The organism is Janthinobacterium sp., assembly GCF_009923995.1.
GTDB lineage: Bacteria > Pseudomonadota > Gammaproteobacteria > Burkholderiales > Burkholderiaceae_D > Janthinobacterium.
In genome coordinates this window covers 85619-99792 of the sequence record NZ_RFSK01000016.1, presented here as the reverse complement: position 1 = coordinate 99792, position 14174 = coordinate 85619, and the positions used below count along the sequence as shown (strand labels likewise).

Below are 14174 nucleotides of genomic sequence, written 5' to 3'. Positions count from 1 at the left end.
GCCTGGCAACGGCGCGCCCTGCGCCAGCGCAATCATTCATATGCAGTTTACTTGCAATAGAGCGGCGCGCCCGCTATTATCGCAACTCTATTGCATTTAGACCATCTTGCCGCGGCCCCAGCCGGCGCCGCCGCTTCACCCTTCCTGGAAAGACCTATGCGCCAACACGTATTCGCAGCCGCCATGCTGTCCACCGCCCCGCTCGCCTACGGGGCGGACGACGTCACCCTGCAAGCCATCGAGGTCCGCGCAGACCGGCCCTCGGCCATCGACAGCGTCGCCGTTGTCGAGAATGACCAGGCCCGGAACAGGACGCTGGGCGACATGCTCGAACAGGTGTCCGGCGTGCAAAGCAGCGCCTTCGGGCCGAATGCGGGCGCGCCCGTGATCCGCAGCCTGGGCGGCAGCCGCGTGCAGATCCTCGAGGATGGCCAGTCCATCCTCGGCATGAATGCGCTCAGCGGCGACATCAACATCCCCTTCGATCCCCTGTTCGCGCGCAAGGTGACGGTCAACAAATCGTCCGACAGCGTGCGCTACGGCGGCAATGCCATCGGCGGCAGCGTCGACGTCGATTCCGGCCTCGTTTCCAGGAAGATGGAAAGCAAGCCGAAAGACGTGGAACTCGTCTTGCGCAAGGGCATCAACGATGCCGATGCCCAGGGCTTGCGCGCCAACTTCAACGACGGGCAGCACTTCTCGACCAATGTGCAGCTGTCCTTCCAGAAGATCGGCCATTACGACATTCCCGGCAACAGCAAGGCGGGCGTGTGCAACAGCCAGCTGTTTCCGGCAAACGGCGGGGTGAATACCTTCCTGGCCGACAGTTGCCAAAAAGAAGCGCGCATCCAGCAGGTGTACAACAAGGCTTCGCAGCCCTTCATCGACCAGTTCATGACGGAAAATCCGGACTGGGCGGACGGTGATTTTTCCTTCTTTACCAACAATCCGACCTCCGTCTGGCAGCGCAAGACCTACGTCAATCCCGCCAATCCCGCCTATGTGCCGGGCACGCCGGCGATGACGCAGAACAAGATCAACAAGGACGTGACGCCCGACTACCATGGCACTTTGGGCAACAGCTACGCCAGCAATGTCCACTTTGCTGTCGGCACTACCTATTTCTTCGAGCGGGGCTACGTGGCGGCCAGCGTCGATACCAAGGACAGCGAGTATGGCGTGCCCGGTTTTTCCATGGAAAACCAGTCCTTCGGCGCCAATTACGCCGAGGGGCAGCCCGTCGGCGTCGTGATCAGGCAGGATAAGTATGCGCTGGAAGCCCTGTTGCGCGATCCCCTCCCCTATCTGGAAAGCGTGCAGCTACGTGCTTCCCGCCTGAACAATACATCGGGGGAACGCCTCGGCGCCGCCAGGGCGAATGATTACCAGTTCGACACGAATCAGGCCGAACTGCTGCTGGCGCAGCGGCGCGCGGGGCCGTGGAGCGGCTTGCTGGGCTTCGGCTACCAGGCCAGGGACGTGAGCGGCACGGGACCGCAGCGCTACCTGCCCGACGTCAGCACCCGCAGCAGCGCGCTGTTCGTGAAGCAAAACCTCGACTTCGACTGGGCTTCCTTCGATGCGGGCGTGCGCCATGAGCGCGTGCAGCATGCGATCCACGAGAGCGGCTTCAGGACGGCGCGCAATGCTGCCAATTCAAAGCTCGAGGACAGGGCGTTCAGCCTGAACAGCTACAGCGTGGGCGCCTCGGCCCCGCTGGGCCGGCTGTTCGGCGTGAAGCTGCGCTACGCGTCATCGGCGAGGGCGCCGGAAATCAATGAGCTGTATGCGAGCAACCGGCACTATTCCATCATGACCCAGGAAGAAGGCAACCAGGACTTGCAGGCCGAGCGCGCCAGGACGACCGAACTGACGGCCCTGTTCGGCCATGGCGGCTTCAAGCTGTCGGCCACGGGCTACGCCATGAAGTACGCAAACTATCTGTATCTGGGCCACTCGGGACTGCAGACGGCCAACCGCCTGCCCCTGAAGTACTGGAAGCAGACGGATACGACGGTGAAGGGATTCGAAGTGGACGCCTCGCAGGCCATCCGGCTCGGCAGCTACGGCAAGCTCGATCTCTCCGCATTTGCCGACCTGGTCAGGAACAGGGCGGACCATCCGGACGCGCTGCGCGCGCACAACGACGGCGCCTACCTGCCCAATATGCCCACCAGCCGCTATGGCGCCCATGTGCAGTGGACACACCAGGGCTGGAAGAGCCGCCTGTCCGGCACCCGCTACGCCGCGCAGAAATACCTGGGCAAGAGCGTCAGCGAGGAAGTGCCGCTCGATGGCTACACGATGGTGAATTTCCAGGTCAGCCGCGCGTTCCAGCTGCCTGATTCTTCCGTGCGGGAAATCGAACTCTTCCTCAGCGCCACCAACCTGCTCGATGACGAGGCGCGGCCGCACAACTCCCCATTGAAATACATCGCGCCCTTGCCGGGGCGGGGATTCCAGCTGGGCTTGACGGGCAGGCTGTAAGGCGCCGGGGGGACCTTTGCCGCGGCGCCTGCCGCTCAGGCCTCGCTGGCCAGGCGCTGGCACCTTTCCAGGATGCGTTCGCCATTTGCGCCCCATTCGGCGGTGTCCAGCCTGGTGCCGATTTTTTCCAACTGCTCCAGCAACGTCATCTTGTCCTTGGCCAGGCAGGCAAAATAGGCATAGCGGTTGCGCTGGCTGACACTGTCCGGGGAGCGCGCCAGGATATCTTCATACCCCTGCTTCATCGTCGGCCAATCGGCCTGGCTGCCGTCGAACAGGGCATGGCCATACTGGTGTACCGCCGCCTCCCAGTACAGGCTGGCGTACAGGCTGGCGCCGTGTTCCGCCCGTGTCTGCGCGGCAGCCTGCCGGATATATTTGTCCAGCGTGCCACTGTCGCCGCCCCACTTGGGCAGCAGCGCCAGGCTGGCCACGGCATACAGGTTCAGGTCCCGGGGATTGCGCTTCAGGCCGTCCTGCACGATGACATCCCTCTGCTTTTGGCTGAAACCCAGGCCCCTGCCGATATCGAGCAAAGTCACATGGGCATAACTGTCGCTCAGGGCCACTTCCCCGTGGTCATTCAGGTACTTCATTGCACTGCGGAGATAGCTTTCAAAGTCTTTCCATGCCTGGGGCGGTACCTGGTGCGCCATTCCGTTGCCACGGTACGACCAGCCGTGTGCAAACAGTGACTTGGCGTGCAGGATGTGCGCCAGGGCCGATTGCGGATACTGCGTCGTCCATTGCAAGGTCAGCGCGTCCAGTTCCCGCAGATACGGTTCGCGCGGCCGCGCATCGTGATCGAAGACGCTGGTCAACTCCTCGCGAAACAGGTCGAGCTTCGCCCGGCCTTCCGGCGTGTAGCCGCCACTTTCCCTGAGTTGCGCATTTTTCCTTTCCAGCGCGGCAAAGTCTCCTATCCAGAAGTCTTCCGAGGCCTTCGTCGCGATGGGCGCCGCCGCTTCCGCCTTCGCCTGCGCGGCGCTGCCAGCCATGGCAATGAGCACGGCAGCCAAGGCCAGGAAGGGCCGGCCCGCCGTGCGCCCGCGTCGAGTCTGCATGATCATGGTGTTCCTTCCTCGCCATCGGCTGCATCGTCCATGCCGTCCAGGCTCCATACCATTTGAAAGCTGGCATAGCCCGTCTTCGACGGTGCATAGCTTTGTCCCGTCATGGCATGGGCCAGCGCGGCGGCATCAAAAACTTGCTCAAAAGCAATAGGCTGTGCATCACGGATGCCCGGCACCGCGATCTTGCGCCCAATGATACTGGCCTCCTGCGCCAGCCCGGCGCCATCGAGGCGCACGCGCACGGTCGTGGTGCCCGTCACCTCGAAGCGCCTGGCCAGCGGCGGATAGGGCCTGGCGGAAGGGCTTTCCCCAGCGGACTGCATGGAACGGAAATCATCATAACGGTCGGCCGCGACGCTCATGGTGCCATAGCGATAGGCACGCAGGGCTTGGGCAGGCGCGACGTCTTGCAACAAGCTCAGCTGCAGCCACCATTGCTGCAGGGCGCACTGTTCATCCTTATGCAGCTTATCGTACGCGAGCCGCTTCGACAGCACGCTGTCCGCCAGGGCCGGGGTGAGCGCCAGCGCAGGCCGGGGGCCGCCGGCCTGCCAGCGGCTGATTACCGAGGCAACGGCTTCCTGCGGCAGCGGTAGCGGCATGGGCAACTGGACAGGCCGCGCTTGTCCCCAGCGCGCCAACATCCGGCCTTCGTTTGCCAGCGCGGCCTCGCGCTGCGCCACGGGCATGGCCTGGATGCGCGTGATTCTCCTGGCAAAATCGCCAAAGCGCCACCCGCCATCCGTCACGCATACCCTGGGCTCCGCCTTGAGCACCGCCAGGGTTGCTGCTTCATACGCAGCATCGCCCGTATCGAGTTGCCAGAGTGCCAATTCATTGAACAAGCGGGACATCAACGGGAAATACAGGCTCGCGGCAGTGCCCGCCGCGCCGGCAGCGCGTTGCTGGACACGCTCTTCCGCCATCCAGGCCGCCAGCAAGGGGCGAACCTGCTTCAGGTGCGTCTCCCGGAGGGCATTGGCGCCCGCGCGCAGTGCCGGGTCGAGGGGCAGATCCTTGTCCAGCGCAAAGGAGAGTTCAACCCAGTGGTGCAGCCATTTGAGGAGCTCCGCATCCTCCCCCTGGCTTTTGACAGCCGCCCCATCCGCCTTGCCCTTGACGGGTGTCTTGGCGGGCGCGGCCTCCAGGGTGGTACAACACAATGCCAGGCCCAATACGAGGGCATGGCGCAAGCGGGGTGACGACGGGAGATGGGGCATCAGGAAAGGTCTCTTCGCGGGAAAGCAAATGTCTGATCGCGGCCACCGCTATCGGGCGGCGGTCCAAAATTGCGTGCGAGAAATACAATACCATCTTGTCAATGTTTAAAATACACACATTCTCACACTTTCCCACTATCGATCAAATAGTCCGGCTTCCAGCAACACTCCTGATCAGCCCTTTCCCCGGCCTGGACGGCGCGCCCGCTACACGGCGCTATCCCACGGCGCCGACAGCCGCACGGCGCAGTTGATCAAGCCCACCATGGAATACGTCTGCGGGAAATTGCCCCACATTTCGCCCGTCACGGGGTGCGTGTCTTCCGACAGCAGGCCCAGGTGGTTGCGCGCCAGCAACATGGTCTCGAAGATCTTGCGCGCCTCGTCCTTCCTGCCGATGCGCGCCAAGGCGTCGATGCGCCAGAAGGTGCAGATGTTGAAGGCCGTCTCCGGCTTGCCGAAGTCGTCGGGCGCCTCGTAGCGGCGCATGTAGGGGCCGTCGCACAGGGACGCTTCCAGCGCGTCGACGGTGGCGATGAAGCGGGGGTCCATGGGGTCGATGAAATTGACTTCCGCCATCAGCAGCACGGAGGCGTCCAGGTCGCGCCCGCCCAGGCTTTCCGCGAAGGCCTGGCGTTCCTCGCTCCACGCTTCGCGCAGCAGGCGCTCGCGGATCAGCACGGCGCGGCTGTTCCAGTGGTCGGCCCGGTCCGCCAAGCCCAGCTTGTGCGCGATCTTCGCCAGGCGGTCGCAGGCCGCCCAGCTCATCAGCATGGACGAGGTGTGGACCCTGGCCCGCGTGCGCAGCTCCCACATGCCCGCGTCCGGCTCCGCGTGCAGGCGGAAGGCCTGGTCGCCCACGGCTTCCAGCGCAGCAAACTCGGCTTTTCCCGCCCGGTGGAACAATCGGTGGTCGAGGAAAGCCTGCGCCGCGCCCAGCACGATGTTGCCGTAGACATCGTGCTGGAAGTGTTCCTGCGCCTGGTTGCCCACCCGCACGGGGCCATTGCCCCGGTAGCCGGGCAAGTGGTCGAGGATCGATTCGGGCAGCTGCTCTTCCAGCCCGATGCCGTACAGGGGCTGGATGTGGCCGCCTTTCGAGCGGGCGACGATATTCGTCAGCCAGCGCAGGTATTCCTCCATCGTGCCCACTTCCGACAGGCTGTTCAGTGCGCGCACGACGAAAAAGGCGTCGCGCAGCCAGCAGTAGCGGTAATCCCAGTTGCGGCTGCTGCCGGGCGCCTCGGGGATACTGGTGGTCATGGCGGCGATGATGGCGCCCGTGTCCTCATATAAAGACAGCTTCAAGGTGATGGCGGCGCGGATGACGACGTCCTGCCATTCCAGCGGCACGGCCAGGCGCCGCGTGTAGGTGCGCCAGTAGTTGATGGTTTCCTTCTCGAAGATGCGCGCCGTCTCGTCGATGCCGCCGGCCAGGGTTTCATCGGGACCCAGCAGGAAGTTGGCCGTGCTGCCCAGCACGAAATACGTTTCACTCAGCACATAGTTGAGGGACACGTCCGTGTTCAGGCGCAAGGTCTGTTCCGGCCCCACGTAGCGGATGTGGTGGCTGCCCTGCGTGACCTGCGGCGCCAGGCGGCCCCAGTCGTAGCGGGGGCGCAGGCGCACGCGAATGCGCACGGCGCGGTCCAGCGGGCGCACGCGGCGGATCAGCATCAGGGGGCGGAACATGCGGTCGCGGCTGAGGAAACGGGGCGCGAAATCCGTGATTTCCACGCCGCGCCCGTCCGTGTCGTACAGCCGCGTGCGCAGTACGGCCGTGTTCGGCTCATAGAACTGTTCGCTGCGGGCAAAATTCTCGATGTCGATGGCCCACACGCTGCCGTTTTGCGTGTCGTCCAGCAAGGTATTGAAGACGGGATCGCCGTCGAAGCGGGGCAAACAGGACCAGACGACCTGCCCCGCCTGGTCGATCAAGGCGTTGAAGGCGCAATTGCCCACCACGCCGCAGTTCAGGGATGCTTGCGCGGGAGGCGCCGTGGCGGCGGTCGTGGCGGCGGATGCATGTGCGCCGCTGGGGGTGTCATAGGACGTGGTCATCGGCTACTCCTTCAAAGGGGATACGGCGGCGGCCAGCAAGGCGGCGCGCAAGGCGCCCGGGCTGGCCAGGCGCAGGGCGGCGGCGCTGGGGCCGTTGCCCACTTTCACGCCCTGCCCGCCTGCAAGTTGTACAAAGGCAAAACCTGCCTCGTCGGTGGTGTCGTCACCCGCGAACACGGGCCGCCGGCCGGCGAACGGCGCTTCGCGCAGGAAGGCGGCAATGGCGCCGCCCTTGTCCGTGGCGGCCGGCTTGGCTTCCAGGACCATTTTGCCATGCAACAGCAAGATGCCCGGGCACGCTTGCACGGCGGCCGTCATTTCCTGCAGGCATAACTGTTCCAGATCGGACGCCAGCCGGTAATGCAGGGCCACGGCGCCCCGTTTCTGTTCCACCAGCAAGCCGGGGTGAAGCGCGGCCAGCGCCTGCGCGCGCGCCAGCACGGGCGACACGTCCGGCGTGGCCGCCACGGACAAGCTGCCGTCGGCGCCGCGCCGCTCCACGCCATGCACGCCGGCCACGGGCAGGGTCAGCGGCGCCAGCATGGCATCGATCTGCGCCACGGGGCGGCCGGAAATGACGGCCAGCGCGCCGCCGTGGCGCTCGGCCAGCAGCGCCAGCGCTTCCACCACGCCCGGTTCCAGGCGCACGCCGTCGGGCGTGGCCGCCAGGTCGACCAGGGTGCCGTCGAAATCGAGGAAGACAGCCGTCCCGGGCGCGCTCAGCAGTTGCAGCACGGCGCCGCTATCGTCGGCGAGCTCATCCATCAGATCCCCTTGCGCCGCTTGATGCGGCTGTGGGCGTCGATCTTCGTCATGACCTTGTCGCGCTGGCGCAAGCGGGCCGCGTCCAGCAGCATGCGCCCGGCCCAGCGGTAGACATTGAAATGTTTCACACGGGCACGCATGCTCTTCATGCGCTCGCGCTGTTCCACGGGCGGCATGACGAGGCCACGGTACAGGGCATCGGCGCCCTGCTCGATATGGTAGGGGTTGATGATCAGCGCTTCGTGCAGTTCGCGCGCGGCGCCCGTGAATTGCGACAGCACCAGCACGCCCATCTCGTCGTCGCGCGCGGCGATGAATTCCTTGGCCACCAGGTTCATGCCGTCATGCAAGCTCGTCACCATGCACACTTCGGAGGCGCGGAAATAGCGCTGCAAGTCGTCCTGGCCATGGTGCTCGGCTTTCAGCAGGATGGGCACGTAGTCGCCGCTGCCGAAGCGCCGGTTGATGCGCTCGACCATCTTGCGCACGCGCGCATCGAAGCTTTGATATTCGTCCAGGGCGGCGCGGCTGGGCGCGGCGATCTGCACGAAGGTAAAACTGCCCACCATGCCGGGCTGCTGTTCCAGCATGCGCTCGACGGCCTGGAAGCGCTCGACGATGCCTTTCGTGTAGTCGAGACGGTCCACGCCGATGCCCAGCAAGTGGTCTTGCGGCACGCCCAGCTCGCTGCGTATCTGGGCGCGGCAAGTGGCCACGTCGGGCTGCTGCGGATTCTCGTCCGGCCAGGCGATGGAAATCGGGTAATCCTCGACCTGCGTCATCTCGCCGCCGTAGGAAATGACGGACGCTTCCGGCTCGATGCGCGTTTCCAGATAGCGGTCCACCGTTTCGAGGAAATTCTTGCGGTGGAAGGGCGTATGGAAACCGAGGATGGTGCTGCCCAGCAAGCCATCGAGGATTTCCTCGCGCCACGGGCAAATGCCGAAGGATTCGGAATTGGGCCAGGGGATATGCCAGAAAGTAATAATGGTCGCCTTCGGTAAGACGGCGCGCACCATGCGCGGCAGCAAGGCGAAGTGGTAATCCTGCACCAGCACGACGGGATTGTCCGTCTTCGCCTCGGCGATCACGGCATCGGCGAAGCGCTGGTTCACCTTCACATACTGGTCCCAGTCGGACGAGCGGAACACGGGGCGCACGTGGGCGATATGGCACAGCGGCCACATGCCTTCGTTGGCAAAGCCATAATAATAGCCCTGCTCTTCCTCTTCCGTCAGCCACACGCGGCGCAAGGTGTAGCTGGGGCTGTCCGGCGGCACGGGCACGTGGTCGAGCTTATCCACCGTCTCGCGGTCGGCGGAACCGGCGCCATGCGCGATCCACGTGCCGGAACAGGCGCGCATCACGGCTTCCACGGCCGTCACCAGGCCGCTGGCCGGGCGCTGCACGGCGATTCCGGCATCCGTCCTGGTATGGATATACGGCTCGCGGTTCGACACGACGAGCACCTGGTCGCCCGCCAGGTCCGCTTCGAGCAGGGCGCGCAGCTTGTCCGGCGTCCAGTCGGACGACCAGCCGTTATCGCCCTGGCGTTCCAGGTGGTATTCCTGCAGCAGTTCGCGCAGGTCGCCGATCAGCGGCTGCATTTCCGGCGGCGGCGCGGGGGCGGCGGCCGGCGCGGCGGTGGCGGCCGCCGCGGCATTGTTTTTGGAAAGCAATTCGCCGCGCAGGATATCCTTCACGGCGGACAGCCAGCCGCGCCAGCTCAGGTGGGCGACAAACACGGTCATCAGGGAAATGAGCACGGCCAGCACGGCCAGGAAGGCGAAGATGAACCGCTTGGTGTCCGTGTTGCGGCGCTCGACAAAGCTCATGTCCTGCACCAGCACCAGGCGGCCCAGCTGCGAGGCATCCTGCATGACGGGGGTTTCGCTGATGTGGACCTGCCCTTGCGGCAATTGCGCGAGGGACTTGTACAGGCCCCCCGTGGGCGGCGTGCTCCAGCAGCCGATGGAGGCGGGGTATTCCAGGGATTGGTAGACCAGGTGGCCTGCATTGTCGCAAAAGCCGATGGCGATCAGGCGTTCATCGCGCGTGGCGCCCTGGAACAGTTCGCCGATGCGCGCGGCATCGTGGGCGGGCAGGTATTCGGTGAGCGAAGGCCGCAGGGTGCCGGCCAGCAATTCGGCCCGGCTGTCGAGGTCGCGCACATACCAGCGCAGGGTAATATTATCGAGCAGGGGTACCACAATATAGGCAAACAATCCCAGCACCAGGGCCAGCGGCAGGATGAAGCGCAAGGACATTCGGAGTGATCGTACTATCATCGTTTTCCTTTGCAGACATGAACAACCATTGCAAGTATGGCTATGTTTCCATTGCGGCGGCGCCCGTTTGCTTTCCGTATTGAAACGTCAACGGGCTTTGGCGCAGCGCAGCAATTTTTGCCAGTATCGCTCCTCCCGTCAGGCTTATCCGTTCGGCAACGCACACCCCCGCGTTGCCGTCTGCCCGTAAAATGTGGGCTTACTGCATCCATTTCACTAATAAACAAGGAGTTTTCGCCTATGGATCTCGGCACGTTCCACTCGCTGATGGGAGGCCCGCTGCGCTCGGCGCTGACCGTGCTCGTCTCCGCCCTGCTCGTCACCCTGGTCGCCATCGGCGTGCACCGGGCCGGCATCGGCCTGCTGAGACGGCTGGCCAATGGCCGCCCGTTCACCACCAATGCCACGCGCGTGGCCTTCCGCGCCAGCCAGCTGTGCGTGATCGTCTTCGGCCTGCGCATGGTGCTGGCCGGGGCGCCCGACGACACGCCGGGCCTCGTTGCCATGTCGCATGTCACCAGCGTGGCGCTCATCGTGGCGCTGACGTGGCTGGCCATGCAATGCATCCAGGCCCTGTCCCTCACCATTTCCGAAGTCAATCCCGTCGACGTGGCCGACAACCTGCGCGCGCGCCGCCTGATCACCCAGGCCCGCGTGCTCACGCGCAGCGCGCACGCCATCGTCGTCATCCTGGGCCTGGCCTTCGTGCTGCTGACCCTGCCCGGCGCGCGCCAGATCGGCGCCAGCCTGCTCGCTTCGGCCGGCGTGGCAGGCCTCGTGGCCGGTATCGCCGCCCGCCCCGTGCTGGGCAATTTCATTGCCGGTCTGCAAATTGCGTTTTCGCAACCGATCCGCATCGACGACGTGCTGATCGTCAATGGCGAATGGGGCAAGGTCGAGGAAATCAAGGGCACGTATGTCGTCGTGCGCGTGTGGGACGAGCGCCGCCTGATCGTGCCGCTGCAGTGGTTCATCGAAAATCCGTTCGAGAACTGGACGCACAGCTCGTCGACCCTGCTGGGCACGGTCTTCCTGTGGCTCGATTTCAGCATTCCGCTCGAACCGCTGCGCGCGGAACTGACGCGCATCTGCGAAGGGGCGACGCAATGGGATGGCCGGGTCTGCACGGTGCAAGCGACGGATTCGAACGAGCGGGCCGTGCGCGTGCGCTTCCTCATCAGTGCGGCAGATTCGGGCCTGGCCTTCGAGCTGCGCTGCATCGTGCGCGAGCGGATGCTGGCCTTCATCACGGCCCACTATCCGCACGGCCTGCCCCGCGTGCGCGCCACGCACGACCCGATCGAGCTCCACGCGGCGCACGAGGTACACGAGTTGCACACGATGCAGGCGCAGAACGCCGGCGTGCCGCGCCACAAGGCGTAGCAAAACCGTGCGGCGCGCTGCCCTGGCCCGCGCGCCGCTACAATGGACCGCATGAGCACCACCGCCTGGTTCATCCTCATCGGCTGCCTGATGCTGGCGCGCGGCCTGGGCGCCGCCAGCATCGCGCGCCTGCCGTTTACCTCGGCCATGGCCTACCTGGGCGTGGGCCTGCTGCTGGGCCCCATGTTCCTCGGCGTCTTCGCGCTGGACCTCGTCAAGCAGGCGCCCCTGCTGGAAACCCTGGCGGAAATCGCCGTCCTCATCTCCCTGTTTTCCGCCGGCGTGAAGATGCCCGTGCCCTTCAGCCTGGCGCGCTGGCTGCCGCCGCTGCGCCTGGCCTGGCTGTCGATGGCCATCTCCGTGGGCCTCGTGGCCACGTTTTCCTGCTGGGCACTCGATCTTCCCCTGGGCGCGGGCGTGCTGCTGGGCGCCATCCTCGCCCCCACCGATCCCGTGCTGGCCACGGACGTGCAGCTGCGCCACCCGGGCGACAGCGAACAGTTGCGCTTCATGCTGACGAGCGAGGCGGGCATGAACGATGGCAGCGGCTTTCCCTTCGTCATGCTGGGCCTGGGCCTGCTGGGCCTGCACGAGCTGGGACCGCACGGCGCCACCTGGCTGTGGCGCGACCTGCTGTGGGCCAGCGCGGGCGCCATCGCCCTGGGCGCGGCCGGCGGCGCGCTGCTGGCCTGGCTGGGCTGGCAGGTGCGGGGCAAGGAACCGAAGCACGAAGTGCTGGACGACCTGGCGGGCCTGGGCCTGATCGCCCTCGTCTACGGCGTGGCCACGTGGCTGCACGCCTGGGGTTTCCTCGCCGTCTTCTTTGCCGGCGTGGCCCTGCGCCAGACGGAACTGGTGCTGGCCGGCGCGCCGACGGACCGGCAAGGCTTGCTGCAGGGGCAGGAAACGCATGCCGTGTCCGCCGCCAAGCCACACGACAGCGACACGCCGCTCACCGTCAGCGGCGAATCGCTCGTCTTCAAGGAACACCTGGAGCGCCTGTCCGAACTGACCCTCGTGCTGCTGCTGGGCGGCGCCGCCACGGCCGCCGCCTGGAGCTGGCAGGCGTGGAGCGTGGCCCTGTTCCTGCTGCTGGTGGCGCGCCCCGCCAGCGTGATGCTGGGCTTGCTGGCCTCGGGCACCAGCCTGCGCCTGCGGGGCCTGGCCGCCTGGTTCGGCGTGCGCGGCATCGGTTCCATGTATTACCTCAGCTATGCCATCGCGCATGGCTTGCCGCACGGCCTGGCGCGCGAGCTGGCCAATATCGCCATCGTCGTCATCATCCTGTCCATCATCGCGCACGGCCTTACCGTCAAGCCCCTGCTGGCCCGCTACTGGCGCAAATGAGCACGGGAGCAGCCGGCATGTCTTTGCCGCATAGCAAAGTTTCGTCAATTGGCCGTGGCCCATCGGGAAATATTGTTAAGATAATTAAAAATGGCCAAGAGAGAAGCAATGAAACGACGAAGTGTGCTGGGACTGGGTGTATCGCTGGCCCTGCTGCAAACAGGATGTGCCACCGATCCGGCCAGGCTCGCGTGGGAAACGGAATTTGACGCCTTCATGCGCGACGGCCTGGCACGCACGGAAACGCCGGGCATGGGCGTGGCCGTCGTGCGCGGCGAGCAGACCCTGTTCGCGCGCGGCTATGGCTGGGCCGATATCGGTGCGGGCAGGCAAGCCGATGCCAATACGGTGTTTCCCGTGGCTGCCGTCAGCACCCTGGTGACGGCCACGGCCGTCATGATGCTGCTGGAACAGGGCGCCTTCCAGCTGGACGACAAGGTGGCGGCCTACCTGGACTTCCCCCTCATGCACCCGAAGTTTCCCGACGTGCCCATCACCTTCCGTCACCTGCTCAGCCATACCTCGGGCATTTCCGATGCCGTGTATGACAAGACGGCCACGTTTTCCGTGCAGGGCGACCCGCGCCTGCCACTGCGCGACTTCGTCAAGGGTTACCTGTCGCGCGGCGGCGCCTGGTATGACGCGGACCTGTCCTTTGCCGCCCGCCCCGGCACGCAATGGCGCTACAGCAAGGTGGGCATCGCCCTGCTGGGCTACCTCGTGGGCCGGCTGCAGCCGGACGGCCTCGATGCCTGGACGCATGAACACCTGTTCGAGCCGCTGGGCATGGACAACACGGCCTGGAGCCTGGCCAGCCTGCCCCGCCGCGCCGTCGTCGCCGCGCCGTATGCGCACAAGGAAGCGGGCCTGCAGGCGCTGCCGCCCGTCGGCTATCCGGACTGGCCCGCCGGCCTGCTGCGCAGCTCGCCGCAGGACTTTGCCCGGTTCCTCGCCGTGTACAGCAACGGCGGCCGAGCCGGCGGCCACCGCTATCTGCAGGAAACGACCTTGCAGCAGTGTTTCGCGCCGCAGGACGCCAGCCTGCCGCCCGCGGAACTGGCCGCCCGCCAGGCTCTGGCATGGGTCTTGCGGGATGTCGACGGCACCGCGCTGGCCACCCTGCACGGCAACGATCCCGGCGCCGCCTCGCTCGTCTGCATCGACCGCGCCAGCAGGACGGCCGTGCTGGCCTTTGCCAACGTCAGCGCCGACAAGGAATTTCGTACTTTTCAGAAAGAAGTCGTGCGGCGCCTGCTGGCGCGCGGCGGCAGTGGCGTGCCGGCAAAATAGGCGCCGCTTGTGTGAACGGGCGCACGGTAGCATCCGGGCAAGAACGTATGCTGTGCTGGTCAAACGTTATTTCAACAGAGGAGACCGGCATGACCAAGCGCATCGGCAACAAGGACGTGGCGCAGCAGCGCAGCAAGAGCGAAAAAGCCCGCATGAAGGCGCACAACATTGCCAGCGAGGCCGTCAAGAAGGCCGAGGCCAGGGCCCGCTACCGCAACGCCGTCAAGGGCCAGCCGGCCCCGGCGGCCTGACCCGGCCGG

The 14174-nt window shown here is 65.6% G+C and carries 10 protein-coding genes; 5 read left to right on the top strand and 5 right to left on the bottom strand.

Annotation, left to right across the window (positions count from 1 at the left end; translation table 11 throughout):
• The first annotated feature begins 156 nt into the window (after window positions 1–156).
• A complete protein-coding gene (locus EBS11_RS10915; protein ID WP_290602841.1) occupies window positions 157–2487 on the top strand; it encodes a TonB-dependent receptor in 2331 nt (776 codons plus the stop codon).
• A gap of 35 nt (window positions 2488–2522) precedes the next feature.
• Here the strand turns inward: EBS11_RS10915 and EBS11_RS10910 are convergent, their stop codons facing one another.
• From EBS11_RS10910 to EBS11_RS10890, 5 genes are all read right to left on the bottom strand, one after another.
• Complete coding sequence (locus EBS11_RS10910) at window positions 2523–3551, bottom strand: DUF4034 domain-containing protein (protein WP_290602836.1); 1029 nt, start codon at window positions 3549–3551, stop codon at window positions 2523–2525.
• Between the two features lie 2 nt (window positions 3552–3553).
• Window positions 3554–4780, bottom strand: coding sequence for a hypothetical protein (locus tag EBS11_RS10905; protein WP_290602830.1), 1227 nt, complete (start codon window positions 4778–4780; stop codon window positions 3554–3556).
• 207 nt (window positions 4781–4987) lie between these two features.
• Entirely contained in the window at window positions 4988–6841 is a 1854-nt protein-coding gene (locus EBS11_RS10900; RefSeq protein WP_290602826.1) for a glycoside hydrolase family 15 protein, read from the bottom strand.
• A 3-nt stretch (window positions 6842–6844) separates the two neighbouring features.
• Complete coding sequence (gene otsB / locus EBS11_RS10895) at window positions 6845–7606, bottom strand: trehalose-phosphatase (protein WP_290602825.1); 762 nt, start codon at window positions 7604–7606, stop codon at window positions 6845–6847.
• Window positions 7606–9894, bottom strand: a complete 2289-nt coding sequence (locus EBS11_RS10890; protein ID WP_290602813.1) for a trehalose-6-phosphate synthase — start codon at window positions 9892–9894, stop codon at window positions 7606–7608. The genes otsB and EBS11_RS10890 overlap by 1 nt, the downstream gene beginning before the upstream one ends.
• 240 nt (window positions 9895–10134) lie before the next feature.
• On the opposite strand from EBS11_RS10890, the gene EBS11_RS10885 reads away from it, so the two are divergent.
• From EBS11_RS10885 to EBS11_RS10870, 4 genes are all read left to right on the top strand, one after another.
• The gene (locus EBS11_RS10885; protein WP_290602807.1) at window positions 10135–11277 is read left to right on the top strand and encodes a mechanosensitive ion channel domain-containing protein; all 1143 of its coding nucleotides are present in this window, start codon (window positions 10135–10137) and stop codon (window positions 11275–11277) included.
• Window positions 11278–11328: 51 nt separating this feature from the next.
• Window positions 11329–12624: a cation:proton antiporter gene (locus EBS11_RS10880; RefSeq protein WP_290602792.1), complete on the top strand. Its 1296-nt coding sequence runs from the start codon at window positions 11329–11331 to the stop codon at window positions 12622–12624.
• A 108-nt stretch (window positions 12625–12732) separates the two neighbouring features.
• Window positions 12733–13914 (top strand): serine hydrolase domain-containing protein, encoded by a 1182-nt coding sequence (locus tag EBS11_RS10875; RefSeq protein WP_290602785.1) that lies wholly within the window; start codon window positions 12733–12735, stop codon window positions 13912–13914.
• Between the two features lie 89 nt (window positions 13915–14003).
• Window positions 14004–14165: a hypothetical protein gene (locus EBS11_RS10870; RefSeq protein ID WP_290602782.1), complete on the top strand. Its 162-nt coding sequence runs from the start codon at window positions 14004–14006 to the stop codon at window positions 14163–14165.
• Window positions 14166–14174: the final 9 nt, after the last annotated feature.

Bases quoted from the DNA above. Each gene is read 5' to 3' on its own strand.
- EBS11_RS10915 (WP_290602841.1), top strand. From the start codon at position 157: ATGCGCCAACACGTATTCGCAGCCGCCATGCTGTCCACCGCCCCGCTC.
- EBS11_RS10910 (WP_290602836.1), bottom strand. From the start codon at position 3,551: ATGCAGACTCGACGCGGGCGCACGGCGGGCCGGCCCTTCCTGGCCTTG.
- EBS11_RS10905 (WP_290602830.1), bottom strand. From the start codon at position 4,780: ATGCCCCATCTCCCGTCGTCACCCCGCTTGCGCCATGCCCTCGTATTG.
- EBS11_RS10900 (WP_290602826.1), bottom strand. From the start codon at position 6,841: ATGACCACGTCCTATGACACCCCCAGCGGCGCACATGCATCCGCCGCC.
- otsB (WP_290602825.1), bottom strand. From the start codon at position 7,606: ATGGATGAGCTCGCCGACGATAGCGGCGCCGTGCTGCAACTGCTGAGC.
- EBS11_RS10890 (WP_290602813.1), bottom strand. From the start codon at position 9,894: ATGATAGTACGATCACTCCGAATGTCCTTGCGCTTCATCCTGCCGCTG.
- EBS11_RS10885 (WP_290602807.1), top strand. From the start codon at position 10,135: ATGGATCTCGGCACGTTCCACTCGCTGATGGGAGGCCCGCTGCGCTCG.
- EBS11_RS10880 (WP_290602792.1), top strand. From the start codon at position 11,329: ATGAGCACCACCGCCTGGTTCATCCTCATCGGCTGCCTGATGCTGGCG.
- EBS11_RS10875 (WP_290602785.1), top strand. From the start codon at position 12,733: ATGAAACGACGAAGTGTGCTGGGACTGGGTGTATCGCTGGCCCTGCTG.
- EBS11_RS10870 (WP_290602782.1), top strand. From the start codon at position 14,004: ATGACCAAGCGCATCGGCAACAAGGACGTGGCGCAGCAGCGCAGCAAG.